This is a genomic window from Cytobacillus sp. GQ23 (assembly GCF_059758675.1).
On the sequence record NZ_JCAXER010000010.1, the window covers coordinates 100,044 to 121,847 of the forward strand.

Consider the following 21,804-nt stretch of genomic DNA (forward strand, 5'->3'; position numbering starts at 1 on the left):
GATATTAACTTTGAAACCAGATATGGTCAGCACAAGATAAAGAGCTGTCCTATCCAACATAAAGGAGCGTTTTTAATGCTTGGGATTTTAAATAGAGTGTTTGATCAAAATAAACGCGAACTAAAACGCCTCACCAAAATGGCAGAACAAATCGATGCGCTTGCATCTGATATGGAAAAATTATCGGACGAGCAGCTGCGCGAAAAAACGGAAGAATTCAAAGCCCGCTACCAAAAGGGAGAAACCGTTGATGACTTGCTGATTGAAGCCTTTGCGGTTGTCCGTGAAGCAGCGAAGCGCGTTCTTGGCTTATACCCTTATCCGGTTCAGTTAATGGGGGGGATTTCCCTTCATGACGGCAACATCTCCGAGATGAAAACAGGTGAAGGTAAAACCCTGACTGCAACGATGCCGGTTTACCTCAATGCCCTAACTGGAAAAGGCGTTCACGTTGTGACAGTCAACGAATACCTTGCAAGCCGTGACGCCACAGAAATGGGTCAGCTTTATGAATTCCTCGGACTGACTGTTGGCCTTAACCTGAATGGACTTTCCAAAGAAGAAAAGCAGGCTGCCTATGCAGCTGATATCACATATAGCACAAACAATGAGCTGGGATTTGATTATCTTCGCGATAACATGGTTCTTTACAAAGAGCAGAAGGTCCAGCGCCCTCTTCACTATGCTGTAATCGATGAGGTTGACTCCATCCTTATTGACGAAGCGCGTACACCGCTGATCATTTCCGGTTCCGCCCAAAAGTCTACACAGCTTTATATTCAGGCAAATGCGTTTGTCAGCCGCCTGAAAAAAGATGAAGATTACACGTATGATGAAAAAACAAAAGGCGTGCAGCTGACTGAAGAAGGAATGACGAAAGCAGAGAAGGCTTTTGGAATCGATAACCTTTTCGACATTTCGCATGTTGCACTGAACCACCATATTACACAGGCGTTAAAAGCGCATTCCAGCATGCACCTGGATGTTGATTATGTTGTTCAGGACGATGAAATTGTAATCGTTGACCAATTTACCGGCCGTCTGATGAAGGGCCGCCGATACAGCGATGGGCTTCACCAGGCAATCGAAGCGAAGGAAGGCCTGGAAATCCAGAACGAAAGCATGACTCTTGCAACGATTACCTTCCAGAACTATTTCCGTATGTACGAAAAGCTGGCAGGTATGACTGGTACAGCGAAAACGGAAGAAGAGGAATTCCGCAATATCTACAATATGAATGTTATCGTGATTCCAACAAACCGTCCAATTGCCCGTGATGACCGGCCGGATTTAATTTATGCCACAATGGATGGCAAATTCCGTGCGGTAGTAGAAGATATTGCCGAGCGCCACAAAAAAGGACAGCCTGTGCTTGTCGGTACAGTTGCGATTGAAACATCTGAAATCATTTCAAAATACCTGAGCAAAAAAGGTGTTCCTCATAACGTCCTGAATGCGAAGAACCATGGCCGTGAAGCTGAAATTATTGCTGACGCAGGTAAACAGGGTTCTGTAACGATTGCCACTAACATGGCAGGACGCGGTACGGACATTAAGCTCGGTGAAGGTGTTAAAGAAATAGGCGGTCTTTGTGTTATTGGGACAGAGCGTCATGAAAGCAGACGTATTGATAACCAGCTCCGCGGACGTTCCGGACGTCAGGGAGACCCGGGTGTCACGCAATTCTACCTTTCTATGGAAGATGAATTGATGCGCCGTTTCGGTTCTGACAATATGAAATCGATGATGGAACGTCTGGGTATGGATGACTCTCAGCCAATCCAGAGTAAGATGGTTTCAAGAGCTGTTGAATCTGCGCAAAAACGCGTTGAGGGCAACAACTTCGATGCCCGTAAGCAGCTGCTTTCCTATGACGATGTTCTTCGTCAGCAGCGTGAGATTCTTTACGGTCAGCGAAACGAAGTTCTAGAGTCTGAGAACTTGAGAGAGATTGTTGAAAAGATGATCATGACCAGCATCCAGCGCAATATAGAAGGATATGCACCTCGACATGAAGATGAGGATAACTGGAACCTGCAGGGGATCATTGACTATGTAAATGGAAACCTTCTTAATGAAGGTGACCTTACTATAAATGACATCCGCGGCAAAGATACGGAGGAAATCGCCGAAACCATTTTTGCCAAGGTGAAAGAACGCTATGATGAAAAAGAAGAAATGCTTAGCCCTGAACAAATGCGTGAATTTGAAAAGGTCATCGTGCTTCGGGCCGTTGACTCCAAGTGGATGGATCACATCGACGCAATGGATCAGCTTCGCCAGGGAATCCATCTGCGCGCCTATGGCCAGACCGATCCGCTTCGCGAGTACCAGGCAGAAGGCTTTGCCATGTTTGAAAACATGATTGCATCCATTGAAGAGGATGTAGCCAAGTACATCATGAAAGCTGAAATCCGCAACAACCTTGAGCGCCAGGAAGTGGCCAAAGGACAGGCCGTCAACCCAAAAGAAGACGGTGAAAAGGTTAAGAAAAAACCTGTCGTCAAGCAGATGGATGTTGGACGCAATGATCCATGTATCTGCGGAAGCGGCAAAAAGTATAAAAACTGCTGTGGTGCAGAGAAATAAACCACAAGAGCCGGCAACATCTTTGCCGGCTCCTCTCTTTGGAAAAAGCCTGGCATAGGCTTTTACAGAAAATCACGCTATAATAGGAAAAAATATTTTTTGAGGTGACCAAAATGGAATTAGCAGATATTCGGAATGAACTTGAAAAAACAGCTAAGATTTTAGCGGACTTTAGGGGGTCTCTTTGACTTAGAAAACAAAGAGGCACGCATCGCTGAGCTTGACGATGTCATGCTGCAGCCCGGATTTTGGGATGACCAGCAGGCAGCACAGGTTGTTATCAGTGAATCAAACTCACTGAAGGACCAGGTAGTGGAATTCCACAATTTATACGAAGCCTTTGAGAATCTGGAATTAACTTATGAGCTGGTAAAAGAAGAGAGCGACGCAGAATTGCAGGCTGAGCTTGAGGAAGAGCTTAAGGACTTAGTGAAGCGCCTGAATGATTTCGAGCTTCAGCTTCTTTTAAGCGAAGAATATGATAAAAACAATGCCATTCTTGAACTGCATCCAGGTGCAGGCGGAACGGAGTCACAGGACTGGGGCAGTATGCTGCTTCGCATGTACACGCGCTGGGCTGAAAAGAAAGGCTTTAAGGTGGAAACCCTTGATTATCTGCCGGGGGATGAAGCGGGGATCAAGAGTGTTACGCTTAGCATCAAGGGGCATAATGCGTATGGCTACTTGAAGGCAGAAAAAGGCGTGCACCGTCTTGTAAGGATCTCTCCATTTGATTCATCAGGACGCCGCCATACTTCATTTGTTTCCTGTGAAGTCATGCCGGAATTCAATGATGAAATTGAAATTGATATCCGAACAGAAGATCTCAAAATTGACACATACCGTGCAAGCGGTGCCGGCGGTCAGCATATCAACACAACTGACTCTGCTGTCCGTATCACCCACTTGCCGACAAATGTCGTGGTAACCTGCCAGACAGAGCGTTCCCAGATCAAAAACCGGGAACGTGCCATGAAGATGCTCCAAGCAAAGCTTTATCAAAAGAAAATCGAGGAGCAGGAAGCAGAATTGGCTGAAATCCGCGGTGAGCAAAAAGACATCGGCTGGGGAAGCCAAATCCGTTCTTATGTTTTCCACCCATACTCCATGGTGAAAGACCACCGTACCAACACGGAGTCAGGTAATGTCCAGGGAGTTATGGACGGTGACCTGGATCAGTTTATTAACGCATACTTGCGGTCAAAATTGATTTTGCCTGAGGATTAATACCAGGAGATAAGAAGCCAATGCCGGCAGAGAGACCGGCATTGGCTTTTTTGTGCAGAATAAAAGCTGAAAGTTGATTTTCAGAGAATGGCCAAGTATAAAAACGCCGAAAATTCTTCATTAAAAATGTTTTTTCAGTATATCATTAAATCCTTTTCCCCTTTAATGCTTCATAGCATCATATATTCTAACCACTTTATTGAAATAGTTTTAAATACACGTTCATTTTAGAATATAAAAAATAGTTTGACAAATAAAATAAGCTGACGTTAAAATACAAATATGTTCATAAATACAGAACAGAGTTTTATAATGTAAAACAAAATGCATAAAGGGGTGATAGACTTACAAAATTTTCGAAGTGTTTTGAAAGCGTTTTATTAATTCGAACGGCGTTTATGAACTTCCAATGATAGCGCAAACATAGAGTACTATCATTTTTAAAAATATTGAGGGGGAAGATTGATGAAGAAGTTGTCTATTTTATTTTTGAGTATTCTTATGTTCAGTACGATGGTATTGGCAGCATGCGGAGGTGGATCAAACTCGACCGGTGCTACTGAAAAAGGATCTGATAGTGCCAGTGGAGAAGGGGGAAAGCGGACAATCAAAGTTAGTATTGGGGTCAATGACAAGCATCCGGAATATGAGGCATCCTTGAAATTTAAAGAGCTGGTTGAAGCAGAGTCAGATGATTTAACAGTGGAAGTCTATCATTCCGGCCAGATTGCCGATGACCGGTCAGCGATTGAAATGCTTCAGTTCGGTACGCTTGATGCAACCATTCCATCTACTTCACCGCTTGTAAACTTTATTCCGGCGTATGGTGTTTTCGATCTTCCGTTCACGGTTCCGAATGAAGAAGTGGTAGATAAGGTATTGGATGGCCCTTTTGGAGATAAGATGCTTGAGATGGTTGATCAGCAGGGATTAGTTGGTTTGGCCTGGTGGGAAAATGGTTTCCGTAACTTAACAAATGATGTAAAACCAGTTGCAGGTATGGAGGATGTTAAAGGATTGAAGATCCGCACCATGGAAAATGAAATCCATTTAGATGCCTGGAAAGCTCTTGGTGCAAACCCAACTCCAATGGCATTCACAGAATTATTCACAGCATTACAGCAGGGGACAATCGACGGACAGGAAAACCCATATCCAACGATTTTATTAAGTAAATATCCTGAAGTTCAAAAACATGTTTCCAATACAAATCATGTGTACACACCTTTTATTTTCTTATTCAGCAAAAAGGTTTGGGAAGAGCTTTCTGCAGAACAGCAGGATATCATCTCGAAAGCAGCAATAGAAGCAGGTAAGTTTAACCGTGAGCGCACACGCGAGGTTGCCGACGAGTCACTTGAAACGCTAAAGAAAGAAATGACTTTTACAGAAATCAAAGAGGGTGAATTTGAGAAGTTCCAGGAAGCTGTGAAGCCGGTTATTGATAAATACAAAGAGAAAATCGGAGCTGAAATTGTAGACGAGTTCTTTGCTGAAATTGATAAGGCAAAATAAATATAAAACGAGCAGCCGGTTGTCCCCTGATGGCCGGCCGCTTCTGAAAGAGGGAGGCGATCAGTTTGCTTAAAGTACTAAGGTGGCTGGATGATAACTTTGAGAAATACATACTATTCGTTTTATCGGCTATCATGGTTGCTGTCATTTTCATACAGGTTTTTATGCGCTATGTGATGTCAAATTCACTGTCATGGTCAGAAGAGCTTGCGCGGTACTGCTTTATCTGGCTTATCTATATCGGTATCAGCTATGCTGTCAAGCATCATCGCCATATTAAAGTGGATGCAGCACTTATTCTTTTTAAAGATAAAACAAAAATCTATTTTTCACTCATCTCTAATATCCTCTTTTTAGTATTCTGTGTATATGTAGTGTTCTATGGCTACGGTATTGCATCCCAGCTGCTGATGTTTGGACAGACAACACCTGCACTTCAAATTCCGACAGGCATTGTATACCTTGCTCCACCAGTTGGCATGGGGCTTGCGGGCATCCGCCTGATTCAAAATATAATCGGCAATATTATATCGATTAAAAACTTTGATAAAACACATGTACTGCCAAAAGATGCCGAACAAAATATAAATGTGATCTAGACTTTAAAGGGGGTAGGATCTGAATGGCGGGGGTATTATTTGGTTCATTTGCCGCATTTCTATTTTTAACTGTTCCAATAGGAATCGCAATCGGATTGGCTGTATTATTCACCATTTTATATACCGGCAGCATGCCAGTGGAATTCCTGATGAAAGAATTAACCAACTCAGTTGACTCTTTTCCGCTGCTGGCTGTTCCATACTTTATTATCGCCGGCGAAATTATGGGGAAGGGCGGAATATCCAAACGCCTGTTTAATGTAGCTGATTCAATGGTTGGCAATAAAACAGGCGGGATTGCGATGGCAACCATCATCACCTGTATGTTCTTTGCAGCTATATCCGGTTCCGGTCCGGCAACCGTTGCAGCAATCGGGGGAATTATGATACCGGCAATGGTTCAAAAAGGCTACGATAAACGTTTTGCAACTGCAGTTGTTGCAGCAGCGGGGTCAATTGGCGTCATCATTCCACCGAGTATTCCAATGGTTATATACGGTGTTTCCGGGAGTGTTTCAATCGGGGATATGTTTATTGCCGGAATCATTCCTGGGATATTAGTGGGAATTGGATTAATGGTTTATTCTTATATCCACTCTAAAAAAATGGGTTACACGGGTTCAAATCAAGAAACAACATTAAAAGGCATCCTAACAGCTCTTTGGCAGGCTAAATGGGCGCTCATGATCCCGATTGTTATTTTAGGGGGCATATATGGCGGTATCTTTACACCAACAGAAGCAGCAGTTGTTGCTGTTGTTTTCGGCTTAATCGTCAGTGTGTTTGTATATAAAGAATTGAAGCTCAAAGATTTGCCGCAGATATTTGTTGATTCTGCCTTAACGACTGCATCAGTTCTGGTTATTGTTGGAGCTGCTACAGCATTTGGACGGTTACTGACACTTGAACAAATACCAAATCAAATTGCTGAAGCTATGATATCCATCTCGAGCGAACCGCTTATCATCATGATGCTCATTACGTTATTGCTCTTAATTGTAGGGTGTTTTATGGACACGATTGCAGCAATCATCATTTTAACGCCAATCCTCCTGCCAGTTGCCATTCAAATTGGATACGATCCGATTCACTTCGGGATTATTATGATCGTTAACCTGGCAATTGGGTTCATAACACCGCCGCTTGGTGTAAACCTGTTTGTGGGTGCTGGGATTTCAGGGCTGTCACTGGAACAGTTATCCAAGGCAATTGTGCCGTTTTTCTTTGCCATGGTTATTACACTGCTGCTTATTATCGTCGTTCCGCAGATTTCCCTGCTGTTCTTATAAATGGGCAAGTCAGTGCATTGCAGGTATTAAACAGCATTTTCATAAAGAAATAGCTGTTTCCTTTTTGTATATATTACAAAACTCTGTTTTATATTGTAGAACATTTAACAGCTTTAGATAGTTGCAGCAAAACGAATGAAGGGGAGATGAAGATGAAAAACAAGAAGTTATATGGATTGGCAGTCACTGCGCTTGCAAGCTTCTTATTCCTCACAGGCTGTGGCGGCGAGGAAGCAGGAGGAGGAGAAAAGAAAAAGGTCATTAAGGTAGCTCATTACTTTGCTGAGGACCATCCCCAAAACGTAGCATTGAAAGAAAAGTTTAAAACAATCGTAGAAGAAGAGACTAACGGCGAGCTGGAAGTTCAGCTTTACCCGAACAGTACATTGGGTGCCGAGAAGGAATTCTATGATGGTGTCCGCAACGGAACCATTGAAATGGGAATTCCGGGTTTGATTATGCAGGCGGATATTCCGAAAATGGCCGCCCCGGAATGGCCATTTTTATTTAAAAATTTCGACCATGCCCAAAAGGTTTTGAATGGGCCGATTGGCGACGAATTGACAGAAGATCTTGAATCTGAGCATGGTGTAAAGCCCCTTGCCTGGAGTGCAAATGGATTTAGAATGATTTCCTCAAACAAAACGATTGATAGTTTAGAAGATCTTGATGGACTCCGTCTTAGAATGCCGAATATACCGAACTATATTGAACTGGGAAAATTACTTGGTGCCAATGTGACACCCCTCCCAATCTCTGAAGTATTTACAGCGATGGAGCAAAAAGTGGTAGATGGCCAGGACAACCCAATTGCTACAGTCCGGGCATCCGGCTGGTATGAAGTACAAAGCGATATTCTGGAATCAAAGCATATGTTCAGCCCTAACTTGTATATCATCAACAGTAATTTTTGGAACGGTCTGACGGAAGAGCAGCAGAAAATTATCGAAAAGGCGTCAAAGGAAGCAGCAGATTATGAATTTGAACTCCTTGAAAAGAGCTATGAAGAAGATAAGAAATTTCTCGAAGAAAATGGATTAAAGTTTACAGCTCCTTCAGAAAAGTTCTCAGCAGAGATGGAAGAAGCAGCACAGCCTTTATATGAAAAGATCTACAGTGAATTTGAATGGGCGAAGGACTTAGCTGACCGCATCCGTGCGGAAGCAGAGTAACTAGCATAAGCTTGGAGGATAAAAACCTCTTTATTCCTCCAAGCTAAAATTGCAGGGAGGAGAAAGCTGTGTTTAGCAAAATTAACTCTTTTTCTACCATACTATTAAACATCGCGATTGCCTTTTCACTGGCAGCCATGTCCCTCTCCGTCTTTGGAAATGTTGTTTTGAGATATGTTTTTAATTCTGGTCTCACCTGGTCAGAAGAAATGTCACGCTACTTTTTTGTCTGGATGGTCTTCCTGGGAGCCATTGCTGCACTAAAGGATAAAATGCACCTTGGCGTGGACATTGTTGTCAATGCACTGCCAAAGGGACTTCAGAAAGTTGCCTTTCTAATCAGTAATGCAATCGTTCTTTATTTGCTTTGGCTGATCTTGGAGGGAAGCTGGAAAATGACGCTTCTCAATATGAACAGTACTGGACCAGCAACAGGCATGCCCCTTTCCTTTTTATATGGAATAGGAGTTATATCCAGCATATGGATGATGTTGATCATAATTGCAAGCCTTTTTAAGGCTATACGGGGAGCATCTGATAACCTGACCATTATCCAATCCTCACAAGATGTTCCAGCAGAAGCTGACCCTGACCAGGAAGAAAGGATCATTGCTAAATAACGGTATAGGAGAGGAGGGAGAAATCCGATATGATTGGAGTTTTTTTAGGGTCACTGTTTGGCTCGCTGACATTAGGGGTGCCGATTGCATTTGCCCTGCTTGCCAGCGCGGTTATGCTGATGTTTGCCATGGGTACGTTCGATAGCCAAATTGTTGCCCAGAATTTGATCAATGGAGCTAACAACTTTTCATTAATGGCCATTCCCTTTTTTGTTCTAGCTGGTGAACTGATGAATGCAGGAGGGATCTCCAAGCGGATTGTAGACTTTTCCATGGCTCTGGTCGGGCACATTCGTGGAGGCCTTGGCTTTGTAGCCATTATTGCCAGCATTCTTTTTGCAGGATTATCGGGTTCGGCTGTTGCGGATACAGCGGCGCTTGGGGCGATTTTAATTCCCATGATGATTGCCAAAGGATACAACGTAAACACCTCAACCGGCATCATCTGTGCATCCGGTATTATAGCCCCTGTTATACCGCCAAGCATTCCGATGATATTATTCGGAGTAACCGCCGGAGTATCCATTACAGATTTATTCATGGGCGGCATCATTCCTGGAATTATGATGGGAGTGGGGCTCATGATTGGCTGGTTCTTTATGTCAAGGAAGGATACAAGTGAACTGCCGCCAAGGAAATCAGCTAAAGAAATCCTGAAGGCGATCCAGCAGGCCAGTTTTGCACTGATGCTCCCGGTTATTATTATTGGCGGTCTGCGGGGCGGTGTTTTTACCCCAACTGAGGCTGCGGTGGTAGCTGCCTTTTATGCCTTGTTTGTTGGCTTATTCATTTACCGTGAACTGAAGCTGGAAGAGCTGTATCAGGTTTTAATCGCTTCGGCAAAAACAACGAGTGTTGTGATGTTTGTGGCTGCTGCTGCCATGGTATCAGCTTGGCTTATTACCGTCGCAAATGTCCCTGCAGAGATTGCGGGTTACATGGGTTCTCTTGTCAGCAGCCCTCTGCTGTTAATGATAGTCATAATGATATTCCTATTATTGATTGGCCTGGTAATGGATCTGACACCTGCTATCCTGATTTTTACACCGGTTTTGCTGCCGCTTGTTAAAATGGCCGGAATTGATCCAGTTTATTTTGGAATTGTTATGGTAATCAACTTGTGTATTGGATTAATCACTCCTCCGGTTGGCACGGTGTTATACGTGGGCTGTGGTATTAGTAAGATTAACCTGGTGGACCTAACGAAAGGAATTTGGCCATTCTTGCTCGTTCATGTCATTGTGCTGCTTCTATTGATCCTATTCCCGGAAATTATTACAGTTCCGCTTGCATGGCTGAATTGATGAAGGAGTAATGATAATGGACATTATTAATGAAATTTTAAAAGATATCCCCCTTCCCAAAATGGTGAAAGTAAGACAGAAATTTACCGCACCCCAACTGGAAGATGTGGCGGCTGAGGTGCGGAAAACCCTAAATGAAACCAATGTGCTGGCCAAAATAAATGACGGTGATTCCGTTGCTATTGCAGTAGGAAGCAGGGGGCTGGCTGAATTGCCTGTTCTGGTGCGGGAAACCGTCAGGGAAATTAGACGTGTTGGCGGGCATCCCTTTATAGTTCCGGCAATGGGAAGCCATGGCGGTGCTACAGCTGAAGGCCAGATTGATGTGCTGCACCAGCTTGGCGTGACGGAGGAAGCTGTAGAGGCTCCTGTTAAATCTTCTATGGAGGTTGTCCAAATTGGCAAACTTCCAAATGGGCTTCCGGTCTACATTGACCGAAATGCCTATGAAGCTGACAAAATTGTCGTCATTAACCGGATTAAGCCACATACAGCATTCCGCGGACCAGTCGAAAGCGGGCTCATGAAAATGATTACAATCGGGCTCGGAAAGCAAAAAGGAGCGGAAGCTGCCCATGCCTATAGCTTTAAATATATGGCAGAGCATGTGCCGGAAATGGCCAAAATTTCTTTAGCGAAAGCGCCAATCATTTTCGGATTGGCATCGCTTGAGAATGCTTATGACAAAGTAGCAAAAGTTATTGCTGTACCGGCGGAGGACCTGGAAACAGCCGAGCCGGAGCTGTTAAAGGAAGCAAAGTCCTTGATGCCCAAAATCCATTTTGATGAGTTCGATGTGCTGATTGTCGATGAGCTTGGAAAAGATATTTCCGGCGATGGGATGGACCCGAATATTACGGGTAACTTTGCCACGCCGTATGCCTCTGGCGGACCGGATATAAAAAGAACAGTTGTCCTGGGGCTGACCGAAAAAACGCATGGAAACGCAAATGGCATTGGGATGGCAGATATGACCACCAAAGCTGTAGTGGATGAAATTATATGGGAAAAAGGCTATGCAAATGCATTGACCAGTACAGTGATAGAAGTGATTAAGCTTCCTATGGTGCTAGAAACAAAAGAGCTGGCTGTCAAGGCTGCGATTAAAACCTGCAATGCCTTTGATTTAAACAAGGTAAAAGCTGTTCGAATCAAGAATACATTGGATATCGGAGAGATCTGGATCTCTGAGAGTCTGATTGAGGAAGCGAAACAAAACAGCCATTTAGAAGTTATGTCCGAGCCCAGGGAATTAGTGCTCAATTAATTCGAAGAGTCTCTGCAGAAAACTTGCAGATTGATAGATAAGGAGTGTTCATATGACACATTTATACCCGCTTATAGATAATCCTGTAAATCCATACCGTGACAATGTGCAGGGAAAAGCGAATGAACCGATTACGGTAGCCGGACTTTTGGACCGCGCCAAACAGACACTCGGCTCCTCCTATGAAGGCGGAAAGCCGGATTGGACACTCGAGGAAATTTACAACCGCCTGGAAGTAAATGCTCCGCGAATTGCCATTATCGGAGGTTCATCTGACCATCCTGCACACATTATGGACTATCAAACCTCTGCGCGTGCGGCCATCCGCATTTGGCAAAACGGAGGAGTTCCTTTTTATTTTTCCACACCGGTTATGTGTGACGGCACTGCCCAAAGCAATCAGGGGATGAGCTATTCCCTGCAAAGCAGGAATGCGGTTGCCCAAATGGTGGTTAATCAGCTTGAGGCACATAGTTATCACGGTGCGTTCGTCATTCAAGGGTGTGATAAACAGCCGCTGGGCGTTGTCAGTGCGCTGGCACATGTCGACCGGGTAAGACGCAGCCGCGGTGAAGCTCCGTTTTTTGCAACCTTTGCGCCTGCTCATGTGCTCGAAGGAGGCTCAATCCCTGATGATGTCATCGCAGAGCTCGAAGAATTGGCGAAAAAAGCAGAGGCAGATGGTGCAGCTGATGTGGCTGCCGATTTACGTGACACAATGGCATATATCCTGCAGTGTTCATCCAATACAGCCTTCCAGGGCGTTTTCGAGCGTGCCTATGAGAGGGGCATCCTAACAAAGGAACAGCATAAGTATTTTGAGATGAGGCTGGCAGTTGCGACATGCGACGGTCAGGGAGGGGTTTGTGCCTTTAATGGAACCGGAAATAGTTCCAGACATCTTGTGGCTGGACTGGGCCTTGTTCATCCGGCGGTGGAGCTGCTGACAGATCCGCCGACTCAAAGGCAGATCAATTCAGTTCTTGATAGCTTTGCCACCATGATTAATGAAGAAAAGTATGGCGTTTCCAATATTGTGGCTGCCAATATCAGAAATGCGGTCCGCATTCATAGTGCATCCGGCGGTTCCACTAATCTGATGATGCATATTGTTGCAGGCATGCTCTATGGCGGATACAAGTTTAGTCTATGGGATTTGGACCGCATCCATCATGAGCATCCAATTCCGGATTTGTTCGACTATAGCCTGACAGAAGGCCGTGATATTTATTCGCTCGCTATGCAGTGCTGCAGCGGAACGAGCAGGGGAATGGAAACTCTTTTTTACGAATTACTTGAACATGGTGTACCGATGGATCAGGATGCGCCGACAGTTGCAGCCAGAACCTGGAGAGAGCGTCTCGCCATCACAAGAAGCCTCCAGGCATTAAATGTAAAAGAAAATCCTGTTATCTTATCTGCTGAAGCACCGCGCAGGGCATTTAGCGGAGTGGATGTTCTGCAGGGCAATTTCTTTGAAAGCGCAGTGGTAAAAATCAGCGGGATGCCGACGCCGCAGCTTGATCAATTTGATGATAAACTGGCATTTGTTCTTTACTTTGAAAATGAAGATGATGCAAACAGAAGCCTTCTTGACTCGAATCTGCTTAACGATATTAAAAAGGATAAGCTATTTGACCATAACCTCCTGCTGGAAACACTGAAATATAACAACAGGGCGGAATGGGAACTATTAAAAGAAGAAAAATACGAAAAGCTATTTGATGAAATGGCTGAAAAAGGCATATTGAAAATTTCAGTTGTCATTGCCGGTCAGGGTCCTGTAGCCTTTGGAATGCCGGAGATGTTTACACCGATGCAGCATATTAATGCCAACCGGGTCATGAAAAAGCTTGCAACCATTATCAGTGACGGGCGTTATTCGGGTGTTACATACGGTGCTGCGATTGGACATATGACCCCGGAAGGATACGAGGGCGGCGGCATTGGCTTCCTTCAGACAGGTGATGTTGTACATCTTCAGCTGAGGGGACGCCGCATTGATTTTGTAGACAAATCCCGGCTTTTCGCAGGGGAGGTTGTCCATTCCTTTACTGACAGCTTAAAAGCAGATCGCCAGTCTCTTGCAGAGGAGAGAAAGCAGCGAATGAAGGCACGCCAGAAGCTGGTTGCAGCAAGCAATCGCATGTACGGCCATACGGATGCTGCAAACGGGGTGGTTCCGCTGGCCGTAGCCGAGGATGCAGTTCTGGATTATGAGACAGATGTTTTGCTTCAAGAGACAGGTACTGTTGCAAATTAAAGAGGCAAGCTCGTCAAAATTCCTGTAAAATTAGGCTAAATAGAACTAGGAGAGTGAGCAAAAATGCCTATTATCCAATCAGTTGAACGTGCATTGAAAATTATGGATTTATTTGACGAGCGGGATAGAGAATTATCCATCACAGAAATAAGCAAAAGAATGAATCTTCATAAAAGCACGGTTCATTCGCTGCTAAAGACTTTGCAGGAACAGAGATACATTTCTCAAAATGAGGAAAATGGAAAATATCGTCTGGGGCTAAAGCTTTTCGAACGGGGCAACATGGTCCTGAGTAATCTTGATCTGCGGAAAGTAGCCAGAAAGCATCTTGAAAGGCTATCCGCGATGACAAACTTAACGGTTCATCTGGTTATTCTCGATGGGCAGGAAGGTGTTTATATCGATAAGGTTGAAGGAAGCGGAGTTACCGTTCTTTACTCCCGCATCGGACGCAGGGTTCCCGTTCATACAAGTGCGGTAGGCAAATCGCTCATCTCAACAAAAACAGATGCCGAACTGGATCAGTTTCTTGAAAACTATCAGTACACAAAACAGACTCCAAAATCAATCTCTTCAAAAGAGGAGTTACTCTTGGAGATCGCTCATGTCCGCGAGGCAGGCTATTCAGTGGATAATGAAGAAAACGAACCGGGCATTGTCTGTTATGCAGTTCCGATTAAAGACTATTCCGGTGAGGTAATAGCAGGGATCAGCATGTCCATGCCTGCTTCGAAAGTAACGGATGAAGTCCGTGAATACCACGTGGGACTCCTGAAAGAGTGCAGCACCAGCATATCGCAGGACCTTGGGTATGAGTACCAAAAAATTTAAATCAAAATATTCTGCTGGGAGCATCCTTAGAGGGATTCTCCCTACCACTTAGAATGTAGCTTAAATACACATTGAATTAATTGAAGATTTAAAACATAAATAATAGTCATTCAGGAGGAGAGAAAAATGAGAATTATTCGCTACCTAAAGGGAAACGAAAAACAATTGGCAGGTGTAACAAATGAAAACGAAGTGGCAGACCTTCCATTCAGCGACTTTATGTCATTGATAGCCAAAGCACGTGAAGAAAACAGAACAGCGTTTGATATTGTAAAACAAGTTGCTGAGGAATCAGATAAACAGCCTCTTGAAGGCCTCAGGTTAACCACACCGATTGATGCTCCAGAAGTTTGGGCGTCCGGCGTGACATACAAGAAAAGCAGGGAAGCGCGAAATTATGAAGCTACACAAGGGAAGCTCGATCGTGAAACATTTTATGACAAAGTCTATGATGCAGTGAGGCCGGAAATTTTCTTTAAATCAACATCAGCGAGAACGGTAGGTCCGAATGATCCTGTATATCTAAGGTCCGATTCCAACTGGCAAATCCCGGAGCCGGAGCTGGGGCTTGTCATTGATAAAGATGGTAATGTGCTTGGCTATACAGCCGGAAATGATATGAGCTGCCGGGATATAGAAGGGGAAAATCCGCTGTACCTCCCGCAGGCAAAGGTTTGGAAGAACTCCTGCTCCATTGGGCCGGCTATTGTATTGGCGGAGACTGTTTCAGATCCTTATGAATTTCAGATTATCTGCCGCATCTACCGGGATGAAGAGCTTGTATTTTTTGGAGATGCTCAAGTCAGCCAGTTAAAACGCACACTGGATGAGCTGGTTCAGTACCTGGTGCTTGATAACCAAATATTTGACGGAACCGTCCTTCTTACAGGAACTTGCGTTGTACCGCCTAACGAATTTACTTTAGCGGAAAATGACCGGATTGAAATCGAAATTCCTGGTATAGGAATCCTGAATAACCCGGTTGTCCAAAGTGAAAAAGTGGAGCAAGCCGCCAAGGGGTGAGGAAATGAGTGAGTACAAAACACTTTTTTTAAATGAAAGAGACAGTGTGGCTGTAGCTCTATCAGATATACCTGCGGGAGCGGAAGTGATGGTCAAAGCAGATGGCATCGAAAAAACAGTTCGTATTCTTGAGCCGATCCAATTTGGCCATAAATTTGCAGTCCGGGCCATTCCCCAGGGGGATGACATTATTAAGTATGGTGAGGTGATTGGGGCGGCTATTGCCCCAATCGATGCCGGAGAACATGTGCATGTTCATAATCTTGAAGGCAAAAGAGGAAGGGGTGACAAGATTGTTCAATGAAAAGCTTCAGTTTTGGGGCTACCGCCGTCCAGATGGCCGTGTCGGAGTAAGAAACCATGTGCTGATCCTGCCTACTATTACTTGCGCGACGCAAACGGCACAGCGGGTGACGGAGCTGGTCAGCGGAACTGTTACATTCATCCATCAGCATGGCTGCGCGCAGGTTGGAACCGATTATGACCAGACAGCGAGAACCTATGCCGGACTGGGAATGAACCCCAATGTTTACGGTGTGATCGTCCTCGGCCTAGGGTGTGAAACCCATCAGGCACACCGTATTGGTGATGAAATAGCTAAATGCGGCAAGCCGGTTGAGACTGTATCCATACAGGAACATGGCGGAACGCTTCAAACGATTGCCGAAGCAGCAAAAATTGCTGTGAAAATGGTACAGGATGCATCCATGGTGCAGCGTGAGCTATGTGATTTCAGCGAATTGATAGTCGGTACAGAATGCGGGGGTTCTGATGCATGTTCAGGCCTTTCGGCAAACCCGGCTGTTGGGCGAACAAGCGACATGCTGGTTGAACAGGGAGGCACCGCCATTTTAGCTGAAACAACCGAACTAATTGGTGCAGAGCATTTGCTTGCCAATCGGGCAGCGAATGACTCGGTTGCTAAAAAAGCATATGCCGTCATTAAAATGATGGAGAACCGCTCCATTCAAATGGGTGTTGATATCCGTACCGGCAATCCAAGCCCGGGCAACATTGAAGGCGGCCTAAGCTCTCTTGAAGAAAAGTCGCTAGGAGCTGCAACAAAGTCGGGCACCACGCGTTTGGAAGAAGTGATTGACTATGCAGAAAGACCGACCAAAAAAGGGCTGGTCTGGATGGATACGCCGGGGCATGATATCGAACAGTTAACAGGTATGGTGGCAGGCGGAGCGCAAATTGTCCTATTCACAAGCGGACGCGGAACACCTACCGGATCGCCGATTGCCCCTGTGATAAAAATCTCGACAAATACACCAATGTTCGAACGCATGAACGAAAACATGGATCTTGATGCCGGAACCATCGTAGACGGTAAAGAGACTGTCGGAGAAGTCGGCGGACGTATTATGAAGGAGATTCAGGCTGTCGCAAATGGCAAATTGACAAAAGCAGAAATCTTGAAACAGCATGACTTTGGAATTTGGCGTATTGGCCCAACATTTTAATTTAAAGGAGAGTTCAATTATGAAAACAACTGTTGAAACCAAAACATTCAGGAACTTTATTAATAACCAATGGATAGAATCTGCATCCGGAAATGTTATTGAAAGCATTAATCCTGCTACAAAGGAAGCGGTAGGCTATGTGCAAAAGTCTGCGGAGGAAGAGCTGAATGGGGCTGTAGAAGCAGCTTTTAATGCCAAGAAAGCATGGCGTAAGCTTGGCCAGGCCGCAAGAGGCCAGCTCTTGTTCCAAACAGCAAACATCCTTGAATCAAGACTGGATGAAATTGCCGAAAGCATGACAAGAGAAATGGGAAAAACATTGCCTGAAGCCAAAGGGGAAACTGCCCGAGGCATTGCCATTCTTCGTTATTATGCAGGGGAAGGAATGCGCAAAGATGGAGACGTTATTCCATCAACAGATAAAGACGCCCTTATGTTCACAAAGCGTGCACCGCTTGGAGTAGTAGGAGTTATCACTCCCTGGAACTTCCCTGTAGCCATTCCTATCTGGAAAATCGCACCTGCTCTTGTATATGGAAATACGGTTGTATTCAAACCCGCGAGTGAAGCAGCTGTTACAGCTGCAAAGGTGGTTGAATGCTTTGCAGAAGCCGGCTTCCCTGAAGGTGTCTTAAATTTTGTAACAGGCTCAGGCGCTGTTATTGGCCAGGGATTGATTGACCATCCAAAATTGAACGCTATTACGTTTACAGGATCAGAAACTGTCGGGCAGGGTGTAGCGAAAGCAGCAGCAGCCCGCGGCATCAAGTTCCAGCTTGAAATGGGCGGAAAGAATCCTGTGATTGTCACGAAAAATGCCAATCTTGACCAGGCGGTTGAAGCAGTCATCAGCGGCGGTTTCCGCTCTTCTGGACAAAAATGTACGGCTTCAAGCAGGGTAATTGTAGAATCAGATGTTTATAACGAATTTAAGCAGAAGTTAATTGAGGCTTCTGAAAAAATCACTATAGGCAATGGACTTGAAGAAGGAATTTGGATGGGACCATGTGCAAGTGAAAGCCAGTTCAACACATTTAACAAGTACATTGAAATCGGAAAAAATGAAGGTGCCAGACTGGTTCATGGCGGCGAAGTACTGACTGGCGGCGAATTTGATAAGGGCTTCTTCGTAAAACCGGCGATTTTTGAAGACGTGACACCAGACATGACGATTGCTCAGGAAGAGATTTTCGGACCTGTGATTGCTCTTATTAGAGCCGTTGATCTGGAGGAAGCCATTGACCTGGCAAATAATACAAAATACGGATTGAGCGCTTCGATCTTTACTTCCGATATCAGCTCCATTCTGGAATTCATCGATGAAATTGAAGCAGGTCTCGTCCGGATCAATGCGGAAAGCGCCGGTGTAGAGCTTCAGGCTCCATTTGGCGGAATGAAGGCCTCAAGCACAGGCTCACGTGAACAAGGTGAAGCTGCAAAAGAATTTTATACAGCGATTAAAACCGTTTTCATAAAAGGCTCATAAACCGGCTGAATAAGGAAAAACATTCAGAGTCTGAAAAGGAGATTTCCAAACTAGAAATCTCCTTTTTATAAAAAAGTTGTGAGGTGCCCATATGAAAATTACGAAGCTTTCATTATATAAAGTTCCTCCGCGCTGGCTGTTTTTGAAGATAGAGACAGATGAAGGCATTTCAGGCTGGGGAGAGCCTGTTGTCGAAGGGCGCGCTGAAACAGTGAAGGCAGCTGTTAATGAACTATCAGACTATATTATTGGCCGCAATCCTAATGACATCGAAGATATATGGCAAACATTGTATCGGGGCGGTTTTTACCGTGGCGGGCCGATTTTGATGAGTGCGATCTCCGGGATTGAGCAGGCGCTCTGGGATATTAAAGGAAAGTATTACAATATACCAGTCTATGAAATGCTCGGCGGAAAGGCGCGCCAAAAGATTAAGGTGTATTCCTGGATTGGAGGGGACCGGCCGGCTGATGTTGCTGCGGCGGCAATAGAAAAGCAGGAGCAGGGCTTTCAGGCGATAAAAATGAACGCCTCTGAAGAAATGAACTACATAGACAGCTTTTCAAAAGTGGAAGCGGTTATTGAGCGTGTGGCTTCCATACGTGAGGCACTCGGCAGGGACTTCGGCATTGGGGTTGATTTTCATGGCCGCATTCATAAAACTATGGCCAAAACATTGGTGAAAGAGCTGGAGCCCTATCGCCCCATGTTCATTGAAGAACCGGTGCTGCCGGAAAACAATGAGGCTCTTCGTGAGATTGCCCTGCATACAACCTGTCCAATTGCCACCGGGGAAAGGATGTATACACGCTGGGGATTCAAGCAGCTTCTGCAGGATGGATATGTGGATATTATCCAGCCTGACCTTTCGCATACAGGCGGCATCCTGGAGGGAAAGAAAATTGCCGCAATGGCAGAGGCGTATGATGTGTCGATTGCGCCGCATTGTCCTCTTGGACCAATGACACTGGCATCTTCGGTGCATTTGGATGCCTCCACTCCAAATTTTATCATCCAGGAACAAAGCCTTGGCATTCACTATAACCAGGGGATGGACATTCTCGATTATATTAATAATCCTGGCGTATTCGCCTATAAAGATGGCTATGTAAACATTCCGGATCAGCCTGGACTCGGTATAGAGATTAACGAGGAAAAAGTAAAGCAGGCAGCTGAAGCCGGACATGATTGGAAAAACCCTATTTGGCGCCATGAAGATGGCAGCATCGCCGAATGGTAAGTGAGGAGGAATAAAGATGAGCTTTCATGGTATTATCCCCCCGGTTGTCACATTATTTGATGAAGCGGGAAATTTGGATTTGGAGCTGAATAGAAGGTATCTTGATAAGCTGATTTCACAGAATATTCATGGAATATTGCTGATGGGCAGCTCGGGTGAATTTTCTTCTCTTTCCATTGAAGAGCGGAAGCTGTACGTAAGGGAAATGATTAAGCATATTCACGGACGTGTAAAAGTAATGGTTGGTGTAGGACATACGGCTCTTAAGGAAGTCCTTGAACTGACTTCTTATGCAGAGGAACTGGGAGCAGATGGGGTACTGGTTGTCAGCCCTTATTATTGGAAGCTTTCAGATGATCAGCTTTATCGCTTCTATTCAACTGTTGCCAGCCGTACAGAGCTGCCTGTGTTTATTTACAATATTCCGCAATTAACCGGCCAAAACTTGCCGGTTGAGCTAATCATAAAATTGGCCAAAGACTATCAGAATATATCTGGAATTAAAGAAACGATCGGTGATTTTGGCCATATTCGCCAGGTAATGACAGAAGTGAAAAAAGTCCGTCCTGATTTCCTGGTTTTTTCAGCCTTTGACGAGCACATGCTCCCTGCCCTGATGATTGGCGCAGCTGGCAGCATCAATGGCAGCGCAGTATTTGCACCTGAGGTCTCGGTGGATTTATATGAATCTTATCAAAGAGGGGATCTGGCTAAAGCCCAGAGCAGTCACCTGCAGATTTCCAGCCTGATGGATGTTTACACGTATTGTCCGACCTTTTTCACATCCATGAAAGAAGCAGTTCATCAGCGCTGGTTTGATACAGCAGCAGGCCATCGTGCACCGTTTGATGTATATCCTGCAAATTTGCGTGAAAATGTTCGTAATCTATTAAAAATCATCGAAACGAAAGAAGGCGTTCAATTATGAAAGAATCCCGCGAACTGCTTGAACAATTAGGCTATCCATCCAGTGATTTTCGAGAATTGCCCACTTCCGCAAAAAGATTCCCGGACGGTGCCCAATACCGTGTGGAAATTCCGAGTGTTGAAGGACCTGAAGCATTAAAAGCTACGCTTGAAGAAATTGACCGGCTCGGCTTGACGATACACCGTGTCTCTCAGGGAAGCGGCATTATGCTCCAGACTGATGAGGAAATCAAAGAAATGTGCGAACTGACAGCAGAACGGGGAATGGAGCTAAGCTTATTTGTTGGTCCAAGAGGCACTTGGGATATCAGTGCAGCCCCGTTTACAGCGGGGGGGAAATCACAGGCGCTTCGCCACGAGGGAGCGGATCAGCTTGTTTATGCTATGGAGGATTTAAAGCGCGGTGCTGAACTGGGCTTAAGAGGAGCACTTGTAGCTGATGAGGGACTTCTTCTCTTAACAAAGGAGATGAAGAAAAAAGGCCAGCTTCCGGAAGACTTCGTTGTAAAGGTATCTGTGCAAATGGGCTCAGCGAACCCTGTTTCAGTAAAACTGATGCAGGATATCGGAGCAGATACGTATAATGTACCTTCTGCATTACCGCTCGCAAAGCTTGCAGCAATCCGTCAGGCCATTGATATTCCGATTGATTTGTATGTGGAGGTTCCGGATAATTTCGGCGGTTTCCTGCGCTACTACGAAATCCCGGAAATCATTCGGGTTCTCGCTCCGGTTTATATCAAATTTGGCCTTCGCAATCACCCGGATGTTTATCCTTCCGGAAAGCAATGGGAAAGCACGAATATCTCACTCGTAAAAGAGCGTGTACGCCGTGCTTCCATCGGTATTCAAATGATTGAACGATATTATCCCGAAGCTGTTACTTCAAAGCTGGGTGCAGAAGGGCTTGGTGTTCCGAAGGCTGAAAAAACGCTGGCCAAATAATTTTCAATCCCTGAGCGGTCCAATCCGTTCCAGGGATTTCT

General features: G+C 45.0%; 18 protein-coding genes. All 18 read left to right on the forward strand.

The window, feature by feature from the left end; translation table 11 throughout:
• Positions 1–75: 75 nt before the first annotated feature.
• The 18 genes from secA (at position 76) to AC6CHU_RS10515 (ending at position 21,763) form a co-directional block, all read left to right on the forward strand.
• The gene (secA, locus tag AC6CHU_RS10430) at positions 76–2,589 is read left to right on the forward strand and encodes a preprotein translocase subunit SecA (protein ID WP_498121559.1); all 2,514 of its coding nucleotides are present in this window, start codon (positions 76–78) and stop codon (positions 2,587–2,589) included.
• 113 nt (positions 2,590–2,702) lie between these two features.
• Positions 2,703–3,816 (forward strand): peptide chain release factor 2 gene (prfB, locus tag AC6CHU_RS10435; protein WP_159863762.1). Its coding sequence is split into 2 segments (ribosomal slippage): positions 2,703–2,774 and positions 2,776–3,816, totalling 1,113 coding nucleotides; the frame shifts between segments, so codons are not numbered across the junction.
• A gap of 465 nt (positions 3,817–4,281) precedes the next feature.
• A complete protein-coding gene (locus AC6CHU_RS10440) occupies positions 4,282–5,331 on the forward strand; it encodes a TRAP transporter substrate-binding protein (RefSeq protein ID WP_498121561.1) in 1,050 nt (349 codons plus the stop codon).
• A gap of 65 nt (positions 5,332–5,396) precedes the next feature.
• Positions 5,397–5,930, forward strand: a complete 534-nt coding sequence (locus tag AC6CHU_RS10445; protein WP_159863758.1) for a TRAP transporter small permease — start codon at positions 5,397–5,399, stop codon at positions 5,928–5,930.
• 23 nt (positions 5,931–5,953) lie between these two features.
• A complete protein-coding gene (locus tag AC6CHU_RS10450; protein ID WP_159863756.1) occupies positions 5,954–7,219 on the forward strand; it encodes a TRAP transporter large permease in 1,266 nt (421 codons plus the stop codon).
• Between the two features lie 152 nt (positions 7,220–7,371).
• On the forward strand, positions 7,372–8,391 hold the full coding sequence (locus AC6CHU_RS10455; protein WP_159863755.1) for a TRAP transporter substrate-binding protein: 1,020 nt from the start codon (positions 7,372–7,374) through the stop codon (positions 8,389–8,391).
• 68 nt (positions 8,392–8,459) lie between these two features.
• Positions 8,460–9,011, forward strand: coding sequence for a TRAP transporter small permease (locus tag AC6CHU_RS10460; protein ID WP_498121564.1), 552 nt, complete (start codon positions 8,460–8,462; stop codon positions 9,009–9,011).
• A gap of 29 nt (positions 9,012–9,040) precedes the next feature.
• A complete protein-coding gene (locus AC6CHU_RS10465; protein WP_159863751.1) occupies positions 9,041–10,315 on the forward strand; it encodes a TRAP transporter large permease in 1,275 nt (424 codons plus the stop codon).
• Between the two features lie 16 nt (positions 10,316–10,331).
• Positions 10,332–11,582, forward strand: coding sequence for a nickel pincer cofactor-dependent isomerase, group 22 (locus AC6CHU_RS10470; protein WP_159863749.1), 1,251 nt, complete (start codon positions 10,332–10,334; stop codon positions 11,580–11,582).
• A 52-nt stretch (positions 11,583–11,634) separates the two neighbouring features.
• The gene (locus AC6CHU_RS10475; RefSeq protein ID WP_498121567.1) at positions 11,635–13,845 is read left to right on the forward strand and encodes a dihydroxy-acid dehydratase domain-containing protein; all 2,211 of its coding nucleotides are present in this window, start codon (positions 11,635–11,637) and stop codon (positions 13,843–13,845) included.
• A gap of 63 nt (positions 13,846–13,908) precedes the next feature.
• Entirely contained in the window at positions 13,909–14,676 is a 768-nt protein-coding gene (locus AC6CHU_RS10480; protein ID WP_159863745.1) for an IclR family transcriptional regulator, read from the forward strand.
• 126 nt (positions 14,677–14,802) lie between these two features.
• Positions 14,803–15,699, forward strand: a complete 897-nt coding sequence (locus AC6CHU_RS10485; protein ID WP_498121570.1) for a fumarylacetoacetate hydrolase family protein — start codon at positions 14,803–14,805, stop codon at positions 15,697–15,699.
• Between the two features lie 4 nt (positions 15,700–15,703).
• Positions 15,704–16,003 carry a UxaA family hydrolase gene (locus tag AC6CHU_RS10490; RefSeq protein ID WP_159863741.1) on the forward strand — a complete coding sequence of 100 codons (300 nt, stop codon included), beginning with the start codon at positions 15,704–15,706 and terminating at the stop codon, positions 16,001–16,003.
• Positions 15,951–17,165, forward strand: a complete 1,215-nt coding sequence (locus AC6CHU_RS10495) for a UxaA family hydrolase (protein WP_498121572.1) — start codon at positions 15,951–15,953, stop codon at positions 17,163–17,165. The genes AC6CHU_RS10490 and AC6CHU_RS10495 overlap by 53 nt, the downstream gene beginning before the upstream one ends.
• 19 nt (positions 17,166–17,184) lie before the next feature.
• Positions 17,185–18,651 (forward strand): alpha-ketoglutaric semialdehyde dehydrogenase GucD, encoded by a 1,467-nt coding sequence (gene gucD / locus AC6CHU_RS10500; RefSeq protein WP_251284066.1) that lies wholly within the window; start codon positions 17,185–17,187, stop codon positions 18,649–18,651.
• A 91-nt stretch (positions 18,652–18,742) separates the two neighbouring features.
• Positions 18,743–19,891: a galactonate dehydratase gene (gene dgoD, locus AC6CHU_RS10505; RefSeq protein WP_251284065.1), complete on the forward strand. Its 1,149-nt coding sequence runs from the start codon at positions 18,743–18,745 to the stop codon at positions 19,889–19,891.
• A 16-nt stretch (positions 19,892–19,907) separates the two neighbouring features.
• Complete coding sequence (locus tag AC6CHU_RS10510) at positions 19,908–20,819, forward strand: dihydrodipicolinate synthase family protein (protein ID WP_498121574.1); 912 nt, start codon at positions 19,908–19,910, stop codon at positions 20,817–20,819.
• Positions 20,816–21,763 (forward strand): U32 family peptidase, encoded by a 948-nt coding sequence (locus AC6CHU_RS10515; protein WP_251284064.1) that lies wholly within the window; start codon positions 20,816–20,818, stop codon positions 21,761–21,763. Before AC6CHU_RS10510 ends, AC6CHU_RS10515 begins: the two co-directional genes overlap by 4 nt.
• The last annotated feature ends 41 nt before the right edge of the window (positions 21,764–21,804 follow it).